Origin of the sequence: Delftia sp. GW456-R20 (assembly GCF_001622915.1) — a bacterium.
In the GTDB taxonomy this organism is placed as follows: domain Bacteria; phylum Pseudomonadota; class Gammaproteobacteria; order Burkholderiales; family Burkholderiaceae_C; genus Comamonas; species Comamonas acidovorans.
The window spans coordinates 61284-86836 of the sequence record NZ_LWCN01000004.1 but is presented as its reverse complement, the minus strand read 5'-3'; the positions used below and the strand labels follow the sequence as shown (position 1 = coordinate 86836).

23 protein-coding genes are annotated in these 25553 nt (G+C 60.4%); 11 read left to right on the top strand and 12 right to left on the bottom strand.

What is annotated here, in order from left to right:
* Positions 1-3: 3 nt before the first annotated feature.
* Positions 4-495, top strand: a complete 492-nt coding sequence (gene azu / locus A4F85_RS06150; protein WP_063326019.1) for an azurin — start codon at positions 4-6, stop codon at positions 493-495.
* 42 nt (positions 496-537) lie between these two features.
* Here azu and A4F85_RS06145 read toward each other — a convergent pair whose 3' ends face one another.
* The 6 genes from A4F85_RS06145 to A4F85_RS06120 all read right to left on the bottom strand — a co-directional run bounded on the left by A4F85_RS06145 (position 538) and on the right by A4F85_RS06120 (position 8170).
* Positions 538-975 carry an OsmC family protein gene (locus A4F85_RS06145; protein ID WP_016447025.1) on the bottom strand — a complete coding sequence of 146 codons (438 nt, stop codon included), beginning with the start codon at positions 973-975 and terminating at the stop codon, positions 538-540.
* Positions 976-1133: 158 nt separating this feature from the next.
* The gene (locus A4F85_RS06140) at positions 1134-1511 is read right to left on the bottom strand and encodes a DUF4288 domain-containing protein (RefSeq protein WP_012205719.1); all 378 of its coding nucleotides are present in this window, start codon (positions 1509-1511) and stop codon (positions 1134-1136) included.
* A gap of 82 nt (positions 1512-1593) precedes the next feature.
* Positions 1594-2997, bottom strand: coding sequence for an MFS transporter (locus tag A4F85_RS06135; RefSeq protein ID WP_197485458.1), 1404 nt, complete (start codon positions 2995-2997; stop codon positions 1594-1596).
* 120 nt (positions 2998-3117) lie between these two features.
* A complete protein-coding gene (locus A4F85_RS06130) occupies positions 3118-4416 on the bottom strand; it encodes a hypothetical protein (RefSeq protein ID WP_063326017.1) in 1299 nt (432 codons plus the stop codon).
* On the bottom strand, positions 4413-6866 hold the full coding sequence (locus A4F85_RS06125; RefSeq protein ID WP_063326016.1) for a hypothetical protein: 2454 nt from the start codon (positions 6864-6866) through the stop codon (positions 4413-4415). The genes A4F85_RS06130 and A4F85_RS06125 overlap by 4 nt, the downstream gene beginning before the upstream one ends.
* A 65-nt stretch (positions 6867-6931) precedes the next feature.
* Positions 6932-8170: an alpha-xenorhabdolysin family binary toxin subunit A gene (locus A4F85_RS06120; RefSeq protein ID WP_063326015.1), complete on the bottom strand. Its 1239-nt coding sequence runs from the start codon at positions 8168-8170 to the stop codon at positions 6932-6934.
* 487 nt (positions 8171-8657) lie between these two features.
* Here A4F85_RS06120 and A4F85_RS06115 point away from each other — a divergent pair, with 487 nt between their 5' ends.
* From A4F85_RS06115 to A4F85_RS30305, 3 genes are all read left to right on the top strand, one after another.
* Positions 8658-9599, top strand: coding sequence for a restriction endonuclease (locus A4F85_RS06115; RefSeq protein WP_063326014.1), 942 nt, complete (start codon positions 8658-8660; stop codon positions 9597-9599).
* Positions 9600-10114: 515 nt separating this feature from the next.
* Entirely contained in the window at positions 10115-10639 is a 525-nt protein-coding gene (locus A4F85_RS29305; RefSeq protein WP_082848126.1) for a DUF4365 domain-containing protein, read from the top strand.
* Complete coding sequence (locus A4F85_RS30305) at positions 10636-11745, top strand: hypothetical protein (RefSeq protein WP_156516947.1); 1110 nt, start codon at positions 10636-10638, stop codon at positions 11743-11745. The genes A4F85_RS29305 and A4F85_RS30305 overlap by 4 nt, the downstream gene beginning before the upstream one ends.
* 500 nt (positions 11746-12245) lie before the next feature.
* Here the strand turns inward: A4F85_RS30305 and A4F85_RS06110 are convergent, their stop codons facing one another.
* Positions 12246-12467, bottom strand: a complete 222-nt coding sequence (locus A4F85_RS06110; protein ID WP_013802306.1) for a hypothetical protein — start codon at positions 12465-12467, stop codon at positions 12246-12248.
* Positions 12468-12753: 286 nt separating this feature from the next.
* Positions 12754-13152: a YkvA family protein gene (locus A4F85_RS06105; RefSeq protein ID WP_063326013.1), complete on the bottom strand. Its 399-nt coding sequence runs from the start codon at positions 13150-13152 to the stop codon at positions 12754-12756.
* A 586-nt stretch (positions 13153-13738) separates the two neighbouring features.
* Between A4F85_RS06105 and A4F85_RS06100 the strand changes: the two genes are divergently transcribed.
* Positions 13739-14674, top strand: coding sequence for a hypothetical protein (locus A4F85_RS06100; RefSeq protein ID WP_063327890.1), 936 nt, complete (start codon positions 13739-13741; stop codon positions 14672-14674).
* Between the two features lie 138 nt (positions 14675-14812).
* Entirely contained in the window at positions 14813-15202 is a 390-nt protein-coding gene (locus A4F85_RS29300; RefSeq protein ID WP_231890455.1) for a hypothetical protein, read from the top strand.
* A 171-nt stretch (positions 15203-15373) separates the two neighbouring features.
* On the opposite strand, the gene A4F85_RS30300 is transcribed toward A4F85_RS29300, so the two are convergent.
* Positions 15374-15682: a hypothetical protein gene (locus A4F85_RS30300; protein WP_156516946.1), complete on the bottom strand. Its 309-nt coding sequence runs from the start codon at positions 15680-15682 to the stop codon at positions 15374-15376.
* Between the two features lie 383 nt (positions 15683-16065).
* Between A4F85_RS30300 and A4F85_RS31005 the strand changes: the two genes are divergently transcribed.
* Entirely contained in the window at positions 16066-16569 is a 504-nt protein-coding gene (locus tag A4F85_RS31005) for a hypothetical protein (RefSeq protein WP_231890454.1), read from the top strand.
* A gap of 42 nt (positions 16570-16611) precedes the next feature.
* On the opposite strand, the gene A4F85_RS06095 is transcribed toward A4F85_RS31005, so the two are convergent.
* Both A4F85_RS06095 and A4F85_RS06090 read right to left on the bottom strand, forming a co-directional pair.
* A complete protein-coding gene (locus A4F85_RS06095; RefSeq protein WP_063326012.1) occupies positions 16612-18054 on the bottom strand; it encodes an iron-containing redox enzyme family protein in 1443 nt (480 codons plus the stop codon).
* 317 nt (positions 18055-18371) lie between these two features.
* Complete coding sequence (locus A4F85_RS06090) at positions 18372-19406, bottom strand: LacI family DNA-binding transcriptional regulator (protein WP_063326011.1); 1035 nt, start codon at positions 19404-19406, stop codon at positions 18372-18374.
* A gap of 169 nt (positions 19407-19575) precedes the next feature.
* On the opposite strand from A4F85_RS06090, the gene A4F85_RS06085 reads away from it, so the two are divergent.
* The 4 genes from A4F85_RS06085 to A4F85_RS06070 all read left to right on the top strand — a co-directional run bounded on the left by A4F85_RS06085 (position 19576) and on the right by A4F85_RS06070 (position 24395).
* Positions 19576-20580 carry a Bug family tripartite tricarboxylate transporter substrate binding protein gene (locus A4F85_RS06085; protein ID WP_063326010.1) on the top strand — a complete coding sequence of 335 codons (1005 nt, stop codon included), beginning with the start codon at positions 19576-19578 and terminating at the stop codon, positions 20578-20580.
* Positions 20581-20600: 20 nt separating this feature from the next.
* Entirely contained in the window at positions 20601-21440 is an 840-nt protein-coding gene (locus A4F85_RS06080) for an HpcH/HpaI aldolase family protein (RefSeq protein ID WP_063326009.1), read from the top strand.
* Positions 21441-21454: 14 nt separating this feature from the next.
* Positions 21455-23182 (top strand): L-arabinonate dehydratase, encoded by a 1728-nt coding sequence (gene araD, locus A4F85_RS06075; RefSeq protein WP_063326008.1) that lies wholly within the window; start codon positions 21455-21457, stop codon positions 23180-23182.
* A gap of 67 nt (positions 23183-23249) precedes the next feature.
* The gene (locus A4F85_RS06070) at positions 23250-24395 is read left to right on the top strand and encodes a glycerophosphodiester phosphodiesterase family protein (RefSeq protein ID WP_063326007.1); all 1146 of its coding nucleotides are present in this window, start codon (positions 23250-23252) and stop codon (positions 24393-24395) included.
* On the opposite strand, the gene A4F85_RS29285 is transcribed toward A4F85_RS06070, so the two are convergent.
* The gene (locus A4F85_RS29285; protein ID WP_156516945.1) at positions 24385-25509 is read right to left on the bottom strand and encodes a phosphatase PAP2 family protein; all 1125 of its coding nucleotides are present in this window, start codon (positions 25507-25509) and stop codon (positions 24385-24387) included. The genes A4F85_RS06070 and A4F85_RS29285 overlap by 11 nt on opposite strands.
* Between the last annotated feature and the right edge of the window lie 44 nt (positions 25510-25553).

Below are 25553 nucleotides of genomic sequence, written 5' to 3'. Positions count from 1 at the left end.
CGAATGCATGCCCGCATCACCGCCGCCGCTGCCTTGCTGGCCGCCTTCTGCCTGAACGCCCAGGCCCAGCATGCCCACCCCACGCCCGCATCCAGCGTGGCCCATCCCGCCTGCGAAACCACCATTGAAGGCCAGCCCGGCAAACGCTTCAGCCTGGCGGAAATCCGCGTCAGCGCGCGCTGCGAGAGCTTCACCGTCCACTTGGTCCACACCGGCAGGAAGCCCTGGCAGGAAGCCGGCCACAACTGGGTGCTGGCCCGCAGCGCCGATATCGACGCCGTGATCGCCGACGGCCTGCGCGCCGGTCCCGAGCGGGCATGGGTGGACCACGCCGACGCACGCGTCATCGCCGCCACGCAAATGCTGTCGGGCGGCGAGCATGCCTCGGTCACCTTCCCCGTGGCGCGCCTGCGCAAGGGCGAGAGCTATACCTACTTTTGCTCGTATCCCTCGCATGCGCTGCCCATGCGGGGAAGGCTGGTACTGGAGGATTGAGGCCGCGTCACCGCGCGGCAAAGGCCCAAAGGGCCTGCGCGTTCAATGCAGCAGCGTCGCCACCAAGGTCACTTCGGGCACGCCTGCCAGTGCCTTGGACAGCGGGCACTGGGACTTGGCCTCCTGGGCGATTTTCTGGAACTGCGCATCGTCGATGCCGGGCACCTTGGCCTGCAGCGTGAGGGCAATGCGGTCGATCTTGAAGCCCTCGCCATCCTTGGCAAGCCGGACCTTGGCCGTAGTGTCCAGCATCTCGGTGGCGATGCCCGCCTTCTCGCAGGCAAAGGCAAAGGCCATCGTGAAACACGCCGCATGCGCGGCGCCCACGATCTCCTCGGGATTCGTTCCTTTTCGGTCATCCCCGAAGCGGCTGCCGAAGCCATAGGGATGGTCCTTGAGCGCGCCGGTCTCCGTGCTGATGCGGCCCTGGCCGGTCTTGCCTGCACCTTCCCAATGGACGGAAGCGGTTTTCTCGGACATGTGTTTCTCCTGTGCGTTGGTTGGACAAGCCGCCATCACAGCACAGGCGCCACCGGGCAAGGCGTGGTCCCCGGGCGCGCCCGCCCCTGAGAGCACGTCCTACACCGAAGCAATCGGGGGCGGTGGTTCCTGTAGCAGGCGGCCCGCACGCCCCACCGTTACTGCTGGAATGCCCCCTTGGGCTTGACCAATTGCCGGAGATTCTTGAGTTTTCGCGGAGCGCGCTCAGTCCACATAATCTCCGCACCGTCCGCCAGCTCTTCGTAAATGGGCAGAACCTCGGTAATACCCAGCAACTCCCATTGGACAGGCACGCCATCCGGGCCACCCTTGTAGGGCTTCGCATTTTCACCGGCGAACGCCAAGCCTTTTTCATAGGCCTCGTCCAATGTGCTGGCGCGCACAAGCACCGTGTTCTCCCAAGACACAAAGCGGTCTTGTTCGTCGTCCCGACGCTCATCGTTCAGCTCCACGAATCGAAGCAGGTAGGACACCACATACCAGCCGACGGGGGAAAGGTTCTTGTCGTGTTTCATGATGACAGCGAGTTATGGGCATAAATCTACGGCCTGTGCTGCGCAGGCGACCATCGATCATAGGCACCGCTTACGGCAAAGCTCACCCCACAAACACCTGCCGCGTATCCGTTCGCCCCACGATCACCGCCGCCAACACCGCCGCCCCGGCCGCAACCCCAAAATTCGCCAGATAGGCCGCCTGGGCCGAAGTCTCCAGCAAGGCCGCGAACAGCGATCCGCCAATGGCCAGGGTGGCCGCCACGGCAATGGCCTCGCACAGCTGCAGGGCCGAGCTGTTGGCGCCCTGCTCGCCGGGCGCGGACATGGACAGCGTGAGCACCGACAGGCTTGCCGACAGCAGGCCCATGCCCAGCCCCGACACGATCCAGCCCGCCACCGCCACCCACACGGGCACGGCCGGCCAGGCCACCGATGCCGTCAGCAGCACGCCCGCCAGCACCGCGCTGGTGCCCACACGAAGGAAGCGGTGACGGCTCCAGCCGTTGCGGCTGTGTCCCTGGTACCAGGAAGCGGAGCACCAGCCCAGCGCACCCGCGCTCAGCACCAGCCCCGCCATGGGCGCTGACAGCCCGTGCTCGCGCGCCAGCACCAGCGGCAGGAACGCCTCGGCCCCGAAGAACGCTGCAAACACCAGCCCGCGCAAGGCGATCACGCTGGGCAGCCCGCGCCCGGCGCGCAGCGTGCCGGCCGGCAAGAGCTTCCAGGTGCAGACCAGCGACAAGGCCGCGGCCACCGCCACCGCCCCCAAGGCGCCCGCCGATTGCCTCTGCCCGCCCACATACAGAAGGCAGATGCCCGTGGCCGCGCCCAAGGCCCACAGCCCGCGCCGCACACCGCCCTGCATGCCCTGGCCATGGCCGCCCAGGCCCTGGAGCGCCGGGCGCAGCATCGCCCCGGCCGGCAAGGCCAGCAGGGGCACGCCCAGGAACACCCAGCGCCAGCCCAGGTGCTCCACCACCAGGCCGCTCAACGCCGGCCCCACCAGCGCGGGCACCACCCAGGCCGTGGCAAACGCCGCAAAAATGCGCCGCCGCAGTGCCTCGGGATACCGCCGGCCCACCAGCACATACAGCGCCACCGACATGCCACCGGCCCCCAGCCCCTGAACCAGCCTCCCCGCCAGAAACACCGGCATGGAAGGCGCAAAGCCCGCCAGCAGCAACCCCGCCACAAAACACGCCATGCCAGACCACAGCGGCGCCGCCGGCCCGCGCGCGTCGCACCAGCCGCCCGCCACCGTCATGCCCACCACGCTGGTGGCCAGGGTCACGCCAAAGGCAACCGCATACAGCGGCACCCCATCGAGCGCGCGGGCCACCGCTGGCATGGCGGTGGCCACGGCCAGGGCCTCAAAGGCAATCAAGGCCACCAGCGAGACGATGCCGATCGTCGTCAGGCGGTAGGGGGAGGACAGGATGGACCAGCTCTCGGCGGTCGTTGGCCGGACCTGATCGTCCAGCGTGAGGGAATCTTGATGGGGCATGGATGCTTCTTGGTTGCAGGGTCTGCGCCGGCCATGGCGCAGTGCCATGGCGACGAGAAGCCTGGAGCATGCAACCTCAAGTGCGGTTGAGATCAAGGGGGTCCTGCGCCCAAATACCTCTTACCGCTCGATCACACGCCAATACTGGCCAGAGGAGCGGCTGGTGGCCGGCAGCATGACGGCAATCCCATTGTCATTGGCCGTATCCAGCACGACGGCATCCGACAGGAAGCGGTTGTAGAGATGGAACTGACCCGGCAGGTCACTGGGCGCACAGCGCCATTGCTGGCCGCTGAAGCGTGGGGAGTCTCCCGCCGACGCCGTCATCTTCAGCTCAAGATGCGATTTCCCGGCCACGCTGGTGACATCGAGCGCCATGGTGCCCGGTCCGAACGCCGCATTCTGGACAAGCCAGTAGCCCTTGCCGGTGCGCAGGAACCTCCATCTGTCGGCGCCCAGAATCATGGCTGGGACGGAAATCTGCCATGGCTCGAAGTTGAACAGCCCGGGGGGAGACACAAGGCCCGTGCCCTGCAGCAGCGCTACCGCATTGCGCCTTTCGCTCCAATACAGGTTTTGCAGCCCGACCCATTGGCGGTCCTTGAGCATGGGGCATTGGTCGTACAGGTAGTCGCCCGTCTCGTAGCGCCGAAAATCCGTATCGCTGAGCCGCTGGGCCGAGAGTGCGTGCGCCTCAGCGGAGATCCGTTCCAGTTCCCGCATGGCGGCCGTCATGGCGATCAAGGGCGCGGATGAACCACGCACCGGCCTCACCGGCAAGATGCGGCGAGCATTTGCAAGGTCGGAGGCCACGGCCCGCCAGCGCAATGCCAGGGTGCTGTATTCCGTTGCCATCGCCTGCGGCGCGGGCCCAAGGCGGACCACCGCGTTTGCCGGTGGCGGCTGCCTGGCATGGTGCGCGGCGGCCACGCGAAGCAGCGAGGCATGACTTTCCAGTTGCGCCACGACGGGTGCAGCCGCCGCAATGGCCGTATCCATCTCCGTCTCGACGGCTGCGACACCCGCATTCCATCGGGCCTCGTCCAGCGGTGCGTCGGGGGCCAGCGAAACGGCATCCAGCTGGTCGCACAGCTGCTGCAAACGCCCGACGGTCTGCCCCAGCTTTTGCACCGTATCGGCCAGCCCGTCGATACGGGCACGCAGCGTGCCCCAAGCGGCCGATGCTGCCTTCAGCGCAGGGAACGACTGCATGCTCTCCAGGCTCCTTACCAGCGTCATGCGGCCGCTGGCATCGTCCAGATCAAGCCCGGTCAGGAACGAGAACTCGGCGATATCGGTCCATACCTGCCTTGCGACTGGCTCACGCGCGGGCTCGGCTTCGACGCGGCAGCTCGCTGCCAGAGCGCCACCGCAGCACAGCGCCGTGGCAGCGGCGGGCAGCCACAGAAGCCGGGTCATTTGGCTGCAGTGCCGGCCATCAACAGGCGCAGGGCCCGAGGCGCTGCCGGCATCTGTCGGGGCTCCAGCACATCGATCAGCCACGTCGTGAACGGCGTCGGGCAGACATCTCCCAGATGCTGCGAGAACTCGATCTGGTCGCCGGCGTAGGTGAAGTTGATCTTCAGGGGCGAGCAGAAAAGCCTCTCGTCCCCGTTGCCCGTGCTGTCGTGAAAGTCGCTGCCGGTCACCATGTCGATATTGATGCGCTGGGCCGAGGCATCGGCAAACTCCAGCCAGGCCTGCACCGACGAAAGGCGGATGCGGCGGTAGCTGGCCAGTGCCGGATGGCTGGTGGCAATGGACAGGCTGATGGGCTGCCCATGCGCCAGCTGCTGCAGCAGCGCGGCGTCAGTGACCCGCAATTCCCGCCGCAAATCCCCTTGGGTCCTCGCATTGGCCGCCTGCGCGCTGGCGTGGTCTGCCAGCAGGGTGGCGTGGGCATCTGCCATGGCGGCGGCCGTGCCCGGCATCGACAGACGGTGGCCGGGCTGCTTGCCTGTCTCGTAGGCCTGTGCGGCGCGGACCCCGAAGCAGTCCACGAAGAAGCCGCGGCGCGCACTTTCTGCCCTGAGGGTGATTTCCCCCTGCAGCCGCGCGCTGCGCTCCAGCTCTGTCAGCGCCTGCTGCTCCAGCTCCTGCAGGCGCTTGCGCTTGCCGATCACCGCAACGTATTCCAGCTTGAGCGTGGCAAGCTCACGGGCAATGGCATTCTTGGATGCGCTTTGCTCTGCCAGCAGGCGGCCATAGACGGCCACTTTCTGCACCTGTGTCTTGAGGGTGTTGGCGGCGTTGCGCACGGCCGCCTCGGTGCCTTCCGTGGCAAGCACCAGATCCAGCCGGTTGACGGCATCGTTCTCCAGCACCGTCCAGGCGGCCTTGGCTTCATTGGCATCCGGCATGAGCGCAAGTGCACGCATGGTGTCGCCCAGCTCCCGTGAAATCCCCTCGACATCCAGCCCGCCCAGCGGCCCACGGATCACCGGCAGCACCGCATTCAATGCGCCCTTGGCGGGATCCACCAGATTCTTGAGCGTGCTGGAGTTGTGCCTGGTCCATTGCAGTGGAATGGCAAACGACTGGCCCAGGGCCTTCAGCGCCTTGAGCGGGCCGTCTATGCTGCCGCCAAGCGTCTTGGCCTGCCCGTACAAATCCTTCAGGCCGAGCACGCCTTTCTGACCGGTCTCGGTCAGCGCCTTCGGGTCGGGCGGCACGCCCACGCACAGGGCGGCCACACTGCCCGCGACTGCGATGACGCCAAAGGCGATTTCCAGGCTCATCTTCACGGTGCGCACGATCTGGGCAACGTCGCTTTCAAGCTTGAGCCGCATGGCGGCAAGTTCCGCTTCAAGCTCCTCCTGGCGCACCGTGCGTGCGGCGCGGTCAAGGGCCTCGATCTGCTGAATCAACCGCTGCTCCAGCTCGGTGCAACGTGCCTCCAGCATCTTGAGGTCCAAGGTATCCCGGTCGGCAAACGCCTGCGCGACGCTGCCCACGGCACCTGCCAGCTCGCCGCTGGCGCGCAGGCTGCGCAGGTGGGCCTCCATGGCCGCCATCACCTCCTGCCGGGCCTTGGCCAGCGACAGATAGCTGCCGGCGCTCAGATCAGGAATCGGCCTGGCCAGCCCGTCAACGCCCATGACCGGCAGCAGACGCTGCAGCGAACCCGCCGCCTGGATCAACTCGCCAAACCCGGACTCGACCCCTGACCAGCGCGTGATCCAACCCAGCGCCTCATGGCACAACGCCAGCTCGGCCTCGCTGTGGTCGCTATGGCCGGGCCTGCCCGCCATGCCGGCGCTCAGGGCAAACAGCGCGGCCAGCACCCTGTGCATCGGCTCGCCATGCTCCAGCAGGCCGGGCGGCACGGGGGTGTGCTTCACCACAGCCCGGTTGTCCTGCCACAGGAAATTGCTGAACTGCGGCCGCGCCACCGTGTCCCAGGCCTCCTCCAGCGCATAAGGGGTGTCGCGCGTGGGGCCGCCGTACAGGGTGAACCGGCCCTCCACGGCTTCCACGAAAATGCGCACCCTGCTGAGCTCGTTGTCCGCGTCATGCAGCATGCGCAGAACCGTCGTGCCTTCGGAAACAATGCGGCGGGCAATCACCGTCAGCCGCCGCACCGCACCGTCAAGCCGCCTGTCGAACCCCTCGGGCACCACCACGGTATCGGCATGGATGTCCAGCGCCTGCAGGCCAGCCGCGTCGGCCTCGTCCAGCAACACCTTCAGGTCCACCACCAGATCGGCCACGATGCCGAAGGGATTGAAGCTGCCGTCCGGCGCGCGGCCACCGCTACAGACCAGCGGCCCTGGCGGCACCAGGCCCTCGGCACGGTAGCGATCGATCAGGGTTCGCAATTCAATGGGAGTCATCGCGGCAGTGAGCGCGGGAGTCATTGCTGAAGTCATGGCGGGTGATTCCAGGTAAGGCACTGCACCTGTGCAGCGGTGGGACAAAGGCTGGAGCAGATCGCTCAGGCTGCCTTCTTGCTGGCAAGCTCCACCAGTTGGTCCACGCTCTGCGCCTTCTTGGGCGTGCCGCCAAAACGGCGGAAATGGTCTGCCTGTCCGGCGACACGTGCCCAGCCCTTCTTGGCCGTGCCCAGCACCACCGTCAGGCTGAACCAGTTTTCCCCTTGCAGGGACTTACGGCCGGTGGTGCTCAAGACCTTGTGTATGTTGCCCAGATCGGCAGAAATCGCGCGCCATGCCTCGCCCAGCGTCTTGAGCTTGGGACCCAGGTCTTCAATGCTCTTGCTGATGCTGTCAAAGCGATCATTGCTTCGGTTGTAGTAGCCGATGAATCGCTCGTTCGTAGCCATCGTGGCCTGGATGGTTCTCACCTCATCCACCTTCTCGGCAATCTTCCTTCGCGTGACCGCAAGGTCCGCACCCACGCCGATATCCACCCCCGCCAGAATCAGCGGCCCGAAAAGCGGAATCGCCAGATAGGCCGGAGACGTGGACAGCACGATGACTTCATCCTTTTCCTTGCGGCGCAGGGCCTTCAAGTCGTTCTCCAGCTTCTCCACGGCGGCCTTCAGCTTCTGGTTGGCAGCACCCTCGGCGCCCAGCGTGGTCGTGAACTTCTGCTTTTGTCCATTGAATGCGGTCTTGCAGGCGTTCAGGCGCACCAGTATTCCGTTGCTATTGTCAAGAATGGAGTTCTGCAGCGCGAAGGCACGCACCGAGCGCGCATTGGCGTCTTCAATCAACTGCTCCAGCGCGCTGCTGAAATTGCGCTTGATCTGCTCCGAACGCCCGCTGGGCGTATCGCTTTCCCAAACCTTGACCAGGGCCTTCCATTTCGCTTCCACCGCCGGCTCCGCCGATGGGGTGGGCGCTCCCTCCAGATCAAAACGGTCCACCAGCTCGATCAACCGCTCATAGGTGGTTGCCGCCACATCGTTGTACTGAACGATATCGTCGGCAAGGGTCAGCATCTTGTCCTGCACATCGGCCTTGAACTTCTGGCCGACACCCTTGAGCGTGACGAACAGCTCCACCGCTTCGGAAAACTCCGGCCTGAAATCATCCTGCTTCTGCATGCCCAGCATGGCGCGCATCAGCTCCGTGGTGGTCGGGTTGTCGGTGACTGCAGACTCGAAGAACGTCGTCAGCCCGATCCAGTCCTCTGAACTGAGAACGGAGATTCCCTTGTAGATATCGGCAGACGGTGTGAATGCATTCGTTGAATTTGCAGGGTCGGACATAGCGAAGGCTCCTGATGGTGAAAGGCCGGATTCGGCCTCGAATCGGTGTGCAAACAAGCGACGGCGTTGAAGAAATGACCGCACCGCAGTCATCGCCCGCCCTCCTTTTGCGCTCCAGTCGCCCGGATGCTAGGGAGCCAACATGGCCCTGTATGTCCCCCAAACAAGTGACACAAATTCATACAGCACTGGAGATAAGGACAGCCGCCGGACTGCTCTCTCACACCCAATGGCGCTTGTCCCCTGCGCGACCCATGGCAATGAGCACGATCAATCCATTGCCCCAAACGACGAGATAGGGAATTTCGCAGACCAGGCATACGCAACCTGCTACGCAATCAATAGCACATTGCACACATTCATCGCCAACCAGAAGACATCCTCAGTGTCAATTTCTCTTGATTTCACCGCACCCATTGGCACAGGAATTCGCCTCACCCATAAATGTTGCAAAATGTTCGGCAATTTGAACGATGGAGGAGCGTGAGTGGCAAAAAAACGAAAGACCAGCACGGCAGAAGACCTCATGGATCTGGTCGCCATGCTGCCCTGGTGGGCCGGCATTGCATTGGCACTCACCAGTTACATGGTGCTGCACTCCATTGCCATCCGTCCCCTGCCTGCAGCGCAAAGCGCGCAGCAAATCGGCCAATTGGCCACAACAGCCATCTGGCAGGGCTTGGCTACCGGTGGCCAGTACATCCTGCCCATCATCTGCCTGGCCGGCGCGGCCATTTCCGCCGTGCGCAAGCGCCGCCGCAGCCGGTTGTTCGAAACCACCTCGGCCAGCTCCAGCGCGGATGCGCTGCAGAACATGTCATGGCGGGAATTCGAAACATTGGTGGGTGAGGGATTTCGGCGGCGCGGCTACAGCGTCAAGGAAACCGGTGGCGGCGGGCCCGATGGTGGCGTGGACCTGATCCTCTCGAAGGATGGCGAAAAGACACTGGTGCAATGCAAGCAGTGGAAAGCCTTCAAGGTGGGCGTTTCCACGGTGCGCGAGCTATATGGAGTCATGGCTGCTGATGGTGCTGCTGCCGGCTTTGTGGTGACCTCTGGCCGGTTCACTCAGGAAGCTGTGGCCTTTGCTGCGGGGAGGAATATCCACCTCATGGACGGCGCCGCGCTCATGAAATTGCTCAAGGAGGCAAAGGCCCAGACAGGAGCGACTTCAGCAACCAAAGCCCGGACTTCTGTACCTGTGGCGAACCCTGTGCCTGTGGCCGAGCCCGTCAAGACGGAGCCTGCTTTTGACACAGTGCAACCGGCTGCCGCCCCAATACCCGGCTGTCCTCAATGCGGGAAAGCCATGGTTCAGCGGGTTGCGAAGCGCGGGCCTGCTGCGGGAAAGGCGTTTTGGGGATGCTCGGCGTTTGGTGCGGGGTGTCGAGGGACTCGGGAGATGGTTGGGGTTGGAGATGGGAATTGATTTTGTAGATGGCCTGCTTTCGACCCAGAGCCGCCACACAACTCGAAGCCTCCAAGCTGCCACTACACCAAGCGGCCACCACCCGCCGCTCGCTAGCAAACATGGCTGGGCTTTCGATTTTTAGCTGCCCATGTCTCGTGGATGCCGCAGGCCATGCCATTTCACGAACACGCACATCCCCTGCAAGTAGGCCTGCTCGGTGTGCAGGCTATAGAATTTGTAACGAATTCGCTTACGGCTTGGTCCCGCAACCGTGTGGCGTGCAACACAGGAGGAGAAGGCTGATTTTATGGTTGAATTTGGCACTGAATTTTTATACAGCACACCTGCATTCAAATAGCGGCTACAAGCCCCTTTCCGCGGTTTTTGTGCCAATTTAGATCTATGGCCTGAGGATTAATGCGCCCTGCATTACGTTAGGCCGCAGATGAAGGTGATGCGCTCGCGATAAGCTACAACAGAGCCACAAGATGGTGAACGGATTTCTTAGACGGTACTAAAGCAGGACTGGGAGAATGACTGAAGATCAACAAAAGGAAGCGATCTCAAAGGAGTTCCTTCGAGTACTAGCCAACGCACATGGTTTCAAGGTTATTGAGCCACCGCAGGACCATGGTGTGGACATGATCGTCTGTCCAGTAACGGTCCGTCAAGAACCGAGCGGGCGCCTTCGCTATCTTGACTCACAATACAAACTTGATTTTCAGCTGAAAGCCACTACACCCAAAGGCATTATCGAAGATGAACATCAAGTTAAATATGACTTGGAGGTCAAGAACTATAATGATCTAATCGAGCGACGTGGCGACCCACTTCCTCTGCATTTGCTGGTTGTTATTTTATTTTCCACACCTCCCAACTGCATCGACATCGACCATCAAAAGCTGAGCGTTCTGGGACACGCTTACTGGTACCTGCCGGGAGAAAACGAACAACCGAGTGAAAATCAGGATCAAATTCGCATCACTATCCCGAAAGCCAATCGAGTCAGTGCACATTTCGTTAAAGAACGATTTGAAGATTTGGGGATTGAAATATGAAACGCCAATCCACCGACTCAGTTGAGCTAGCTGATCGAATCAAGTCCTTTATGTTGGAGGCTGGCTGGACTCAGACTCGGCAAGCGCGCGGACTCAATTTTTTTAGTCCCCCTGAGAGCCTTGGTATAAAAGGCAAGTACACCATTGCATTGCCTGAGGATGCTGAGCGCCAAAGCGTCAGCAGCCTAATTCATGACGCAGCCGACTCACTGGTTCAAATATATGGTTACGGTAAAATTGGGGATCTTCTAAATCGAGCAGCCTCCTTAAGCGATATGGACCGCTCTACGCGGATAATTTCGAGGTTCCTCGATGACTCAACGAAAAGTGGTGCAATCCCGCTTGCGTCACTGGCCGCATACGCCAACAGCATGGAGCACACGCTGTACCGAGGTGCCATGTACAAACTCGGTGATGATTCCGTCGCCAATGAAATGGCTGCGCGACAATTCGCGAAAGACTGCCTTTTTCTTCAAACTTCGGTTGGTAGCTTTATTGCAAAAGTTGAAATACCGCCCACCGTGCTGCGTCAAGCAGACCTTTTTGGAGAGCCAAGCTTAGACTCAACTGAAGTTTCTTCATCTTTATTTTCGGCTCTTCAGTTCATTAATGAGACGATTCTGGGCACAGACATACCATTCGATGACGAAACGACGCTATCTAATGCCATTTCACTTTTTGATGTCGAGCTGCTATCAGCAGTGTCTGATGTTATCGTTGCCCCGGAATTGAATTCAATTGAATTCACGTTTGAACTCGGCAATCGGGTTCGCATGACGTCTACCGGCTGGCTCTCAGCGGAAAAGAAGAATCGGCTCAAATCGTTTGTCACCTTCATTAAAGAAAAACTCAGAGGCGAGAACAACATTGATATATCAGGCTCCATCATTGAACTTCGGTCTCGCGACCCTGAAGGCGATAGAAATCACATTAAAATTGCTGCGGACTTCTATGGCGACAGGACTTTCTTTACGGCCACACTGAACAACGCACAATATAAAATTGCGGTGGATGCGCACAAAAATAAACGCACAGTCCGGATGGCTGGCCGAGGAACTCGACTTCGCACACAGGTCCGAATTATTAATGTTGACTTTTTCGAGTAGTCATGCGCAAACGAAGGTGCCCCCGCCTAACTGATCGTTCAACGCGGACACCGACGCAGGCCACGCCTTCAGTCGGTCGCCATCATTCCGATGAATGAAAGACCGTTTGTAGTTGATTTCTTCTGGATTCTTAGCGGCAATGATCATGGCTGTGCCGTTCCGAGTGAATCGGATGGTATGAAGGAATTGCTGGAGCGGCTGCAACAATTCGGGGTCCAATAATGAGTCAGCCGTCAAGGCAGGGGGCAATTCGAGCAAAGCTAAGTTCGTATGGAGGATCCGAGAGAATGCGCTCTAACCCATCCTTGCAACGGACCACCTTCGGCGCTCACTGAAATCAAACGTTGAATGTCTGCTTCTTGATTCCGTCAGCGACGGCTCATGGCCGAGAGCAGTCCTCAAGAGACTGACGGTCCACATGCTCCAAACCCCGCTAGCAGCCTCAACCCACCCAGAAAGGCCACGCATATCATGCGTGGCCTCCCAGTGCAGCACCCTAGTCAATCCGTCCCCCGCACCACCCCGCGCTCACTAACTCCCCCCATCACCCCCTCAAGCGCCTCTTCCTGCGCCTGAATAAACGCAAGCAATTGCCCAGGAGTCACCGGCTCCAAGGCATGCCCTGGGTAGGCGCCAATGATCAAACTGGAAATCAGCCCCAACTGATCCTGCACGCGCCGCAGGCTGTTGTACTCCGGCTCGGAAAGTTGAAAGTACAGCATGGCAACTCCTCAATGAGCGCGCTTGGCAGCTGAAACAAAGGAATGCCCATGCGCTAGAAGCACGGGGCCACGCAAAGGATTGGGAGAGGGTTCGGGCATTGATACGCCCGCAAGGAAAGCAGCCATGAGGCCTCCTGTGAGTACGTCCAACTGCTTTCGGGAGTGTGGCGAGGTCCGCCTGTGAAGGTGTGTTCAGCACCTGGGCGAGATGATACAGCGCTCAGGCGCAGCTCCCGCATCCTTGTGTTGCCCGCCCGCCGCCGCTCAGCCCGGCAAGGCTCCGCGCTCAAAGCCCCCAGCGCCCTCGGAACACAAGGAAGGCCCCCACGCAAACACATAGCCAGACGCCCACCACCAGAGCGACTCCGGCACGGCTTCGGGGCTTGCGGCCTTGGGCCTGCATCCAGGCCTCGGCCTGCTGGCGGCTGTCGGCCAACACGGCCGGGGGAAGCAGCCGCACGGTGAGCCAGATCAGCGCGGGCAGCAGCAGGACGTCATCCACATAGCCCAGCACGGGGATGAAGTCGGGGATCAGGTCGATGGGGCTCAGGGCGTAGGCGACCACGAAGGCGCCCAGGGCCTTGGCATACCAGGGCGTCTGCGGGCTCTTGCAGGCAAACCACAGGGTGACGCCATCGCGCTTGATGCGTCGTGCCCAGGCCTTCAATCTTTCACTGGCTGTCATGGATATACGAGGTTGTGACCGGGCTAGATGATGGCGGCCGGCTGTTGCCGTTGGGGCTGCGCCGCTAGGCCCGCGCAGCACTCGATGATATGGACCGCCAGCCCGCTGCGCGCGGTTTCCTTGTACCTGGTCTTCATGACGGCATCGCCACGGCGCCGTGCCTGTGGCCGCAAAGGCCCGCAGCACGGCGGTGTCGGGTGGCCTGCGTCCACAGGGGCAAATGGCTGTATTGACTGGCAAAGCCTTGTCACCGCCCTCTTCCCCATTCCAAATCCATATCGACTGCGCTCAAGGCATGCATCTCGTATATGCATCTAGGAATAATCTGAAAATAATCAGCCACCAGCCTTTCTGCTTGACTTCCAGATACCCAAGAAATCAAATAGCCGGACTCCCACAACGGAATTCCCAGGCCATTGATTGCCATCGGCCTTGGGAATGATTGCGAACGCGCAATTCCCACTCTCACACCTTGATCGGACCTGATTTCTCACAGGACCGAGGGTAGGCCTGCGTTTGTGATTTTTCTGGCATTTGGCAAACCACCATTTCCTTATTCATTCCATTAACCATTCGCTTGCAGGCCATGGCAACATCCACCGATCTCACCCGCCCGTATATCAGCTATGAAAAGGCCTTCAACAGGCAGATCACCCGCGCCATGGACAGCCAGCAGGTGGACGTGGTGGTACTCACGCCGCAAGAGTTCGTAGGCGTCCTGCAAGACAGATCGCGCAATGACCCGCGCCTGGCGGCCAGCCTGCGCGCCATCCTGGCCCAAAGCGCCCTGGGCCGGTATTGGACGCAGACGGCCAGCCCCAATGCCGGCAAACCCTGGACCATCCCCGCCTCCATGCTGGCCAATGACGCGTACCTGTTCACCAGAACGCTGATTGCATTGCGCCTTGCCGGTGCGCGCACCTATGTCAAGGCGACGCCCAAAGGCACCTATATCATCATCACGGGCCGAGCCGGGTTTCGCGGCAATCTGCTGCAGGGCACGCGCTTTCTCACCACCAATCCCCGCATGGTCCAGATGGGTCTGGGCATGCGCGGCCTTCAGGGCGTGGCCAGAGGGGGCTTCATCTTGAGCTTGGTCGTTGGCATCGGCGTGGAGACATTGGACTTCATCTTCAACGACGAGAAAACCATGCATGACCTTGTGGGAGGGATTGGAGTGGAGGCTGTCAAGGCTGGGTTGGCGACGATGGTTGGTGCAAGTATAGGTATGGCGGTGATAGCCTCAGGTCTAACAACAATTGCCATTATTCCTTTATTCGCCATGGCTGTGAGTGTACTTATTACAAGTGCGATTTTGAATGAAGCAGATAAGTCATGGCAAATAAAAAATAACGTAATAGATGTACTAAAGACAATAACAGATAGTACGGCCCCAGGGATATATCGCGTAAGAACCGACAACATCACACCCAAAGAACTCAATAACAGTGAAGAATTAACAAGAAATGATGACTTCCCTTCGCGACAGTCTAGCAATAGGCTATCCCCTATTAATAAATAATTAATCCAATTTAAAATGCAGGCAACAAACACAACCCAAATCAGAAAATCTCTAATATGGAGTATCCCATCATTTTTACTTATTTTGACCCTATCAATTTGGAGCATCAAATACTCCTTTCTCAACACCATCATTGACTTGAAGAATTCTTCTCCGTCAGTAAGAATTACACCACTTCATCTGGCAATTGTATTTTTCCCAGTAATTGCAGTCACAGGAATTATTGCCATGATACAAAAATCAATCCCCTGCAAAGAGCGTACTTTAAAAATAGCAGAGCGTATCTTTGCGTTCTCGGTATTCACAGGGACTGGCGTTGTAGTACTTTGTTTCTTTGTAATCACCCCTCTGCAATACTATGCCATGCCAAAGCTTGGTTATACGCGGTGCAACATTCTGAAAGATCATCCCACCATATATTTCACTGACTGGGTCAAAAATCCCGATTGGTGTGTGCGAGGCAAAAGCCGGGAATGGGTCAATGAGCAAGCTCGCCTGCCCAATGATTCAGACCATGGATCTCGGTGAAATGTCGTCCAAGGCGTATCCACCTGAGTGGTGGTATGACAAAGGGAAATCAGAGATAGCGCCATCAACCGGAGAGAGTTAAGCAACAGAAGTAAAAAAAGAAAAACAAAGACAAACGCTCGGCACAGTCCAGCAATCTGCTGGAACCTATTAATCGAAAAATATGGATATTTAAGTGGAAGAAAATAATCTGACCGAGTTCAGAAAATCTTTAATCCATGGCATTCCTTCCCTTCTATTGGTTTCAGCATTATCGATATGGAGTACGAAATATTCATTTCTAAACACAATAATTGATCTAAAAAATTCCGCTCCATCCGTAAGAATTACACCATCCAGTTTGCTTGTGGCGTATTTCCCAATAATGTCACTCACAGGAATTATTTTTCTTGTACAAAAATCAATTCCTTGCAGATCAAGTATCCTGAAAATCTCAGAGCGCATTTTCACTATTACCACAATCACGGGAGTAGTGATCATGATTACTTGTCTTCTTGTAATAACCCCTTTGCAATACTATGCCATGCCAAAATTAGGCTATACACGCTGCAATATTTTGAAAGACCACCCCACTATTTATTTTACAGACTGGGTAAAGAATCCCACCTGGTGCGTGCGTGGCAAAAGCCGGAAATGGGTTAATGAGCAATCCCGTCTGTCCAAATAATTCAGCTCATCAAACTTTATGAAATGGCATTCAAGGTGTTTTCATTTTAAAGCTGATTGACGTGGTGCCTGTGGGAAACCAGTGCCACCGTCATTACCTCGATTAATTAGGCGACACTCATGCAATAATAAATAACAAAATCGAATCTTTGGATGCAACCAGACAATCTGGCACTCCCTATCCGCCGGAGAGATTGATGGATATCGAAATGGAAACAAACAACCTAGCCGATGTCAGAAAATCATTGATATATGGAATTCCATCAATTATATTTGTTTTGTTTTTCTCAATTTGGAATACAGAACATTCATTTCTAAAAACAATCGCCGATTTAAGTAATTCAGCGCCCTCGGTAAGAATCACACCTGGTGATTTGGTCGGGGTATATTTCCCGATAATGGGATTTACGATACTCGTATCAGTGATACAAAAAGCAATCCCCTGCAAAGCACGCACTCTAATGATCTCAGAACGCATTCTTGCGATCTCTGTAATCACAGGGGGAGGAATTATGATCTTCTGCCTTCTTGTTGTTACACCTTTTCAGTATTACGCCATGCCAAGATTAGGATATACACGCTGCAATATATTAGAAGGCCATCCAAATATATATTTCACGGACTGGGTCAAAAACCCCGAATGGTGCGTGCGAGGCAAAAGCCGGGAATGGGTCAAAGAGCAAGCCAGTCTTGCCCAATGACCCGATGATTTTTCCCGGGTAGGTAAAGAGGGGTCGAATGGCCTACCGGCCCAGGAACAGGCGGGTGGCGCGCAGGCCCAGGGGCGTCCAGTGCAGGCCCGGTGACATGGCCTGTACCAGCAACTCATGCTGGGCCGCTGAATCGAGCGTGGGGTAGCGCTGCTCGAAGAGCATCAGGTCGGTGTCCAGTTCCTGCGCGCTGCGGCCCGGGTCGGGTCGCGCGCCACGGGATGTGCGCAGGCGCTCGGCCACGCGAAAGCTCATGCGCCGCGCCGGTTTGCCGGGCTCGGCCACGGATTCGAAGGATGCGCCATCCGCACTGGCCGGCCCACGCAGCCAGTCATGAATGACTTGCAGCTCATAGGGGGAGAAAACACCGAACATCTCTGCCCGCTCGCCCTGCAGCAGCTGCCAGAAGCGGCTTTCCTCAGCAGGCCGGTTGCGTTGTATCCAGCGTGCCTGCTCCAGCGCGCCCAGGAAGGCAGGCATGTCCTGCGGACGGGACAGCCAGTCATTGACGCTGCGGCCGGCCACCTTGCAGAAGTCCGAGTGCGCGCCATGCCCGGAAGGCGATTTGCGCGCCAGGATGCGCACCACCTCAGCTTCGATATCGAACGACCTGATCACGTCCAGCGTGCTGGTGCCCGTGTCTGCCAGCCGGGCGCCTGCGCGTACGCGGCGCCAGTATTCGCCGCCATCGTCAATACGCGGCGCGTTCTCCCAGGCGGCAATGCAGGCCCGCCGGGCATGGCCGGTGTCGGCGTTGTCCACGGTGACATGCAGTGTGAAGTAGTAGGGATCTATCCCCAGTTCATTGAGTTCGTAGGCGGTGATAAGCAGGTGCAGCGGCAATTGCTCATAGCCCAGGTTGAATCCCACGATCTCGGGCAGGAACTGCTGCGCATTCCAGCCCAGCGCCAGCTGTACCAGCCCCTGCCGGTACAGGTCGTCGGGCAGGTCCTCCACGGGATCAAGGCCATACCTGGCCAGCAGCTCCCGGTAGAGCTTGACGTGGTTCTTGTCGGCCATGCCGTCGCCCAGTTCTTCCACATAGGTGGTGACCAGGTCTGACATGCGTGAGTTGCCCGCGTGCGCGCACAGGCCGTAGAGCCAGGAACCGTCCACCAGCTTGGTAGGTGCCACATTGCGCAGGAAGTACAGCGCATGGGCGCGGTTGCCGAAGTAGCGGCGTGCCGCACCCGCCTTGCGCTCTGCCAGGTAGGCCTGGTACTGGGCGTGCACTTTCTCGACATTGGCACGCATCCAGTCGGTCAGGTGCTCCGGGTTGTCCGGCAGGCCATCGGCATCGGCAGAGGTCTCGGCGATCACGCCGTGCAGGAAGTCCGCAGCAGCCTGGCGCTCCTGTTCGGTGGGCAGATGGTTGGCCAGGCGCTCGTAGAGCGGCACATGCAGGAAAGAAGGCTCAAGCGTGCCTGCGCCAGCGGCCGGTTCGATACGTGGGGGTTCCAGCAGTTCTGTGTTCATGGTGGGGCTTTGGTCCGTAACGCCTTCAGGATGCGGTGTGGCCCTCGGTACAGCCATCGGGCCAACGCCTTCCTGTGCGTCGTAATACGCCTACCCTTGGCGCAGGCGCCCGGGCCGGCCCGCCGTCGCCCTGGCGCCCGCGCTCATGGCAGTGGAACAGGACCCGGCCCGGCCTTCCCGGCGAGCATTGGCTGGTACTGGGCGCCGGCCTGCTGGGCGTGGGCTGGGGCCCGGTTATGGACTAGCGCGGCGTCTTGCTGATACTGAGATAAAGCCGGTCTTCCTGTCGCTGCCCGGCCATCGCCTCACGCTGGCGTTCAGCGCGCATCTTGGTGCCCACGCGTACTCCCCCTCCCCACCACCTCAAACCCCACATCCTGCGCGGCCGCCGCCACGCCACCGGCCATGCGCGCAATCAGCGCCTCTGCGCCCAGGCGGCCGATGGCGGCGCCGTCCACGCGCACGGTGGACAGGGCGGGCCAGGCGTCCAGCGCCAGGGCCTGGTCGCCAAAGCCCAGCACGCCGAATTCCTCTGGCATGCGCAGGCCCAGCGCGTGGGCGTGGGAGAGCACGCCTTGCGCCAGCGCATCGGAGCTGCAGAAGACGGCATCGGCCTCCGGTGCCTGGGCGCGCAGGGCGTTCAGGGCATCGCGGCCACGGCCGGATTGGGGGATGGCTTCAGAGAAGACGATTTGCGCGGGAACCGGGGCACCGGCTTCTGCGGCGGCGCGGGTGAAGCCCAGGGCACGGCGGGCGGCGCGGCTGTCGTCGGCGCGCAGGATGGCCGGGCGCCGGTAGCCGCAGGCGGCCAGGTGCCGGAAGGCTGCGCGGCCTGCGTCTTCCTGCGAGAAGCCGACCACCATGTCCAGCGGATGGGGCTGGTAGTCCCAGAGTTCGACCACGGGCACGTCGGCATTGACCAGCAGGCGCCGCGTGCGGGCCGTGTGCTCGGTGCCGGTGAGCACGATGCCGTCCGGGCGGCGGCTGAGCATGGCGGCCAGCCAGGTTTCCTCATGCTCCGGGTCATAGCTGGAGATGCCCAGCGTGGTTTCATAGCGCTGCGCGGCCAGGGTGTGGATGAGCGCATCGAGCATGTCGGAAAACAGCGAGTGCCCCACCGAGGGCACGATGGCCGCCACCAGCCGCGTCTGGCGCGAGGTCAGCCCGCCCGCCAGGGAGTTGGGCACGTAGCCCGATTGCTCCACGGCCTGCGCCACGCGCAGCCGCGTGGCCTCGGCCACCAGTTCAGGCCGGTGCAGCGCGCGAGAGGCGGTGATGGGCGACACGCCGGCAATGCGGGCCAGGTCCTTGAGCGTGGGCGCATTGGCGTTGCGCAGGGTGCGGAGGGTCATGCGAGGCCTTTGCCTGGAATGGCGATGGAGAGGCGGCTTGAGGATGATTGCGTGGTCATGTTAACGATGATGTCCATCAGCACGGTCTGATTGTTTCCTCTCGTACGTCCGAATGGAGAGCGCTGCCTTTGCTTGAAATGATTGCGCAATCATTCAAGAGGAGACCACCATGCGCCCTTCGCTCTCCAACCGCCGCAGCGCCATGGCGCGCCTGCTGGCTGCGGCCCTGGCTCCGGCCTCGATGCTGGCCCCCGCGCACGCCCAGGCCCAGGCCGCCTGGCCGGTCAGGCCGATCACGCTGGTGATTCCCTTCCCTCCCGGTGGCCAGACCGATGTGGTGGGCCGGCTGGTGGGAGAGCGCCTGTCGCAGCGCCTGGGCCAGCCCGTGGTGGTGGAGAACCGGCCCGGCGTGAATGGCTCGCTGGCCTCCGAGGCCGTGGCGCGGGCGCGGGCCGATGGCTACACGCTGGTGATTGGCGGGCCGGGCACGCATGCCATCAACCAGCTGGTCAATTCCAACGTGAAGTACGACGCGCGGCGGGATTTCACGCACATTGCCATGCTGGGGCGCGTGCCCATGCTGCTGCTGGCCTCGCCCAGGCTGAAGGTCGCTTCGGTGGCCGATGTGGTGGCCCTGGCCCAGGCCAGCCCCGGCACGGTGAATGTGGCGCTGACGGGCATTGGCTCGTCCAGCCATGTGACGACGGAGCTGCTGCGCCAGGCGGCCGGCGTGAGCTTCAACAACGTTCCCTACAAGGGCGATGTGCCCGCCATGACCGATGTGATGGGCGGCCAGGCCGACCTGCTGTTCGTGCCCGCCACCTCGGCCGTGGGCTTTGCGCAGGCGGGCAAGCTGCGTGCGCTGGCCGTGGCAGGCGAGCGGCGCCTGGCGGCCCTGCCCGATGTGCCCACCATGGCCGAGGCCGGCCAGCCGCAGGTCGTCAACTATTCATGGACCAGCCTGGCGGGGCCGCCGGGCATGCCGGCCGATGTGGTGGAGCGGCTCAACCAGGCCTGCCAGTCCCTCCTGGCCGAGCCCGAGGTGGTGGCCCGGCTGACCGCCATGAGCAACGAGCCCACGCCGGGCACGCCCGCCCAGGCCGCCAGCTTCATCGCCGCCGAGGTGGCGCGCTGGAGCGAGGTGGTGCGCAAGGGAAACATCCAGGTCCAGTGAACAGCTTCAGGAGAGTCCCCATGAGCATGCTGCCCGCCAATACGTTCAAGCGCGCGCTGCGCGAAGGCCGCCCGCAGATCGGCCTGTGGTCCACCATTCCCTCCCCCTTTGTCTGCGAGATGATCGGCGGCGCGGGCTACGACTGGGTGCTGCTCGATACCGAGCACACGCCCACCGACGTGCCGCTGATGCTGGGCCAGTTGCAGGCCGTGGCTGCCGCCCTGCCCGCACCGGGCGCCCTGCCCGTGCATGCCGTGGTGCGGCCCGCCTGCAACGATGCGGTGCTGATCAAGCGCTACCTGGACCTGGGCGCCCAGTCCCTGCTGCTGCCCTTTGTGCAGAACGCGCAGCAAGCGCGGGATGCCGTGCGCGCCATGCGCTATGCACCCCAGGGCATGCGCGGCATGGGCGGTTCCACTCGCGCGGCCAACTTCGGGCGCACGGCCGACTATGTGGCACGTGCGGCCGACGAGCTGTGCCTGCTGGTGCAGGTGGAGACGGCCGAGGCGCTGGAGCAGATCGAGGCGATTGCGGCCGTCGATGGCGTGGACGGCATCTTCATCGGCCCCGCCGACCTGTCGGCCAGCCTGGGCTATCCGGGCCAGGCGCGCCACCCTGTGGTGAACCGGGCCATCGACCAGGCCATCGCCCGCATCCGCGCCTGCGGCAAGGCGCCGGGGATCCTGATGGTGGACGAGGCACGGGCGCGCGAATGTCTGGAGCTGGGCGCGCAGTTCGTGGCCGTGGCGCTGGACACGCTCTTGCTGCGCGACGGGCTGGATGCGGCGGCGGCGCGCTTCAGGCAAGGGCCTCTGGCCGCGAACCCGCCAGGGCCCGCATCCACTGCCGGCAGCTACTGAGGAGCCCCCCAACCATGACACGTTCCCCCGAATCCCTGCGCAGCGCACGCTGGTTTGCTCCCGATGATTTCCGCTCCTTCGGCCACCGCTCGCGCGTGCTGCAGATGGGCTATGGCTACGAGGACTGGATGGGCAAGCCCGTGATCGCCATCGTCAACACCTGGAGCGATGCCAACCAGTGCCATGCCCACTTCAGGCAGCGCGTGGAAGACGTCAAGCGCGGCGTGCTGCAGGCCGGAGGATTTCCGCTGGAGCTGCCGGCCATCTCGCTGTCGGAAAGCATGGTCAAGCCCACGACCATGGTCTATCGCAATTTCCTGGCCATGGAGACGGAGGAGCTGCTGCGCAGCCACCCGGTGGACGGCGCCGTGCTCATGGGCGGCTGCGACAAGACCACGCCGGGGCTGACCATGGGGGCGATCTCCATGGGCATTCCCTTCATCTACCTGCCGGCCGGCCCCATGCTGCGCGGCAACTGGAAGGGGCAGGTGCTGGGCTCGGGCTCGGACGCCTTCAAGTTCTGGGACGAACGCCGCGCCGGCCGCCTGGACGAGCAGGCCTGGCGCGAGATGGAAGCCGGCATTGCCCGCAGCCACGGCACCTGCATGACCATGGGCACGGCGGCCACCATGATGGGCATTGCCGAGGCCGTGGGCCTGACGCTGCCCGGCGCTTCGTCCATTCCGGCCGCCGACGCCAACCACATCCGCATGAGCGCCGAGTGCGGCCGCCGCATCGTGCAGATGGTGTGGGAAGACCTCACGCCCGCCCGCATGCTCACGCGTGCGCATTTCGAGAACGGCATTGCCTGCGCCATGGCCATGGGCTGCTCCACCAACGCCATCATTCACCTGATCGCCATGTCGCGGCGCGCGGGCCATCCGGTCAGCCTCGATGACTTCGACGCCTTCAGCCGCCGCGTGCCCGTGATCGCCAACATCCGGCCCAGCGGCGACCGCTATCTGATGGAGGATTTCTTCTATGCAGGCGGCCTGCGCGCCCTGCTGGAACGCATCCGCCCGCATCTGGACACCGGGGCCATGACGGTCAACGGCAAGACCCTGGGCGAGAACATTGCGGGCAGCCAGGTCCACCAGGACGACGTGATCCGCCCCCTGTCCCGCCCCATCTACGCCGAAGGGGCGCTGGCCGTGCTGCGCGGCAACCTGGCGCCGGACGGCGTGGTCATCAAGCCCAGCGCCTGCGCCCCGCACCTGCTGCGCCACACAGGCCGCGCCCTGGTATTCGACGACTACCCCAGCCTCAAGCAGGCCGTGGACGACCCCCATCTCGACGTGAACGGCGAAGACATCCTGGTGCTGCGCAACGCCGGCCCCAAGGGCGCGGGCATGCCCGAATGGGGCATGCTGCCCATTCCCACCAGGCTGCTGAAGCAAGGCGTGAAAGACATGCTGCGCCTGTCCGACGCCCGCATGAGCGGCACCAGCTACGGCGGCTGCCTGCTGCATTGCTCACCCGAATCCGCCGTGGGCGGGCCGCTGGCCCTGGTGCGCACGGGCGACCGCATCACGGTGGACGTGCCCGCCCGCCGCATCCACCTGGAAGTCAGCGACTCAGAACTCGCCACCCGCCGCGCCGCCTGGACGCCCCCGCCCGCGCGCTACGAGCGCGGTTACGGCTGGCTGTTCGGCCGTCATATCCTGCAGGCCAATGAGGGATGCGATTTTGATTTTCTGGAGACGGGTTTTGGGAGGGCTGTGCCGGAGCCGGATATTTTTTGAGAATTTCCCGAGCGAAGAGTCCCCGGTAGGTTTGGCGGCTTTCTAGGCAAACATTTTTCGTTACTGCATGATGAAGAACTGGCTTCTACAGAGACCCCACATGCCTCCTCGACTGCGCCGCCATCTCCACACCATCACAGTTATCGCCGGCCTGCTCGCCACCACACAGCGTGCACAGGCTTCGCCCCCGGCCTGGCCCCCTGTTCCGGCACTCATAGCGCACCGAGGCTCTTCAGCCCTGAAGCCGGAGATGTCCCAGCCAGCCTTCGAACAAGCCATGCACGATGGCGCCGATCTGCTGGAGCTGGATGTTGTGCTCAGCAAGGACGGAGTCTTGCTCGTTCGTCACGATGCAGCACTTGCTGCAATGGAGGTGAATGGCGAGCCACCCTTTTCGACAACCGACGTGGCAACGCACGCCGAATTCTCGACACGGAAAACCACCAAGTTGGTGGATGGCAAAAAAGAGACGGGATGGTTCGCTGAAGACTTCACATTGCAGGAACTCAAAAGCCTGAGGGCCATTGAGCGCTTTCCCCAACTACGCCCTTCCAGTGCCAAACTGGACGGCAAGTTTCCACTCCTGACGCTCCAGGAAGTGGCCGACCTTGCAAAGGCCTACACTGCGAAGACCAACCGAAAGGTTGGGCTTCTGGTCGAAATCAAGCACGCCGCCTATCTGAAGGCCCAGGGCCAAGACATAGGCCAGGCCGTATTGAAGTTTCTACAGCACAACCATTGGAGCAGCGCACAGGCTCCGGTTTTCGTCATGTCTTTCGAAGTGGAAGTGCTCAAGCAATTGCGTTCTGCCAGTCCGGTGCGCATTCTGCAGTTAATGCGCATTGGAGATGGGCCACCAGACTTGGCTCAGCAGGGAGTTTCCTACGTGCAGATGAGATCTTCCGAAGGACTTGCCAAGGTTGCCCAGTATGCTCAGGGTGTCGCTCTCGCACGGGAAATGGTCATGGAAACAGACCGTGGTCGCTGGATCAGCCTGTCCAGAGTGACGCGCAACGCAAAGGCCGCAGGCCTCTCGGTGCATGTATGGACTCTGCGCCCGGAAAATCTGCACCTGCCCAGCGCTTATCGGAAAGGCAGCGAGCCTGCCGGCCGTGGCGATGCTCTGGAGGAGGCCAGAGCTTTTCTGGGAGCGGGAGTGGATGGCGTGATTACGGACGACCCCGGCGCCATTCGCAGCCTGTTCAAGCGCTGACGGCTGCTGCACTCGAAGTGGTCTTTTTATTTATCAGGCCGATGAAGACTCTGGCTACTCCTACAGATATGAGCGACAGCAGTACTCCAGCAATCAGGTCCAAGAAGTAGTGCATTCCCGTGGCCAAGGTCGCCACCGTAGTCACCGCCGCTATCAAGATCCCAGGAACAAGCAGCCTGGGATTTTTTATATTGCACAAGCAGTATATCGCGGGCAACGCCAAGTGAAAAGAAGGCATTGCAGCCACAAACGCATACGGCGAGATTCTGGAGAAATCATAATCTGAATTCGCTATTTTTTGGGAGTTATTGAATATGAATTTCTGTATCCCAACTATCGGGTGATTCACATCAAACCAACCTAATCCATTGAAGAAGCCGAAATCATAAGCATATGGACCCCAAGCCGGAAAGACGAAATAACTGCCAGCCCCCAGGGTATACAGTGTGAAAAGCGATATCTTGTATCGCTGATAGCTTGCACTCTCAGAAAATAGCGCGCAAGAAATCAATTGACCGAAAATAATGGGATGTATGAGAAGGTAGAAATCTGAAAGAAACTTCTGCAAGCCCGGCTGACTTGCCACCAGAGCCGCGACCTTTCTATGAGGGAGACCAAACAAGTATTCATCCAATGCGAAGATGCTCTGATCAAAAAATTCTGTCTCAACAAATGAGTTTGCCTTGATGACGGTAAACAAATACCCCACAGCAACAAACAGAATCAAGAACAATCCCACACTCGTTACCAAAGCAATTGGCCTGTCTTTTTTAACAGCTGCCAGATATACCAGAAAAACCAATGAGATTATATCCAAAACATCAAAAGGAAATCCTATGACTGAAATAAAAATTGCGGCATATAGAAAAGCTCTTTGATGCACACCAACAGTATTTTCAGAAAAAACACGCCCCTTGGAAAAGAGTATTGGAAGAAAACATATCACAACCATCAGAGGAAGCGCCATCGGCTGCAATAAATCCTCCTTTATTAAACCGAACGCTGCAGAAAAATCATAAACCCCATTAACCTTTCCCATCTCATTGAGAAAAAATGCAACAAATAAAGTCAACAACGTTGCAAATATGGCTCCATATTTTTCCAGGTAGAGCAATTTTGTCCTTCTATTAAATTCAATTCAAAAATTTGCTTCAATCT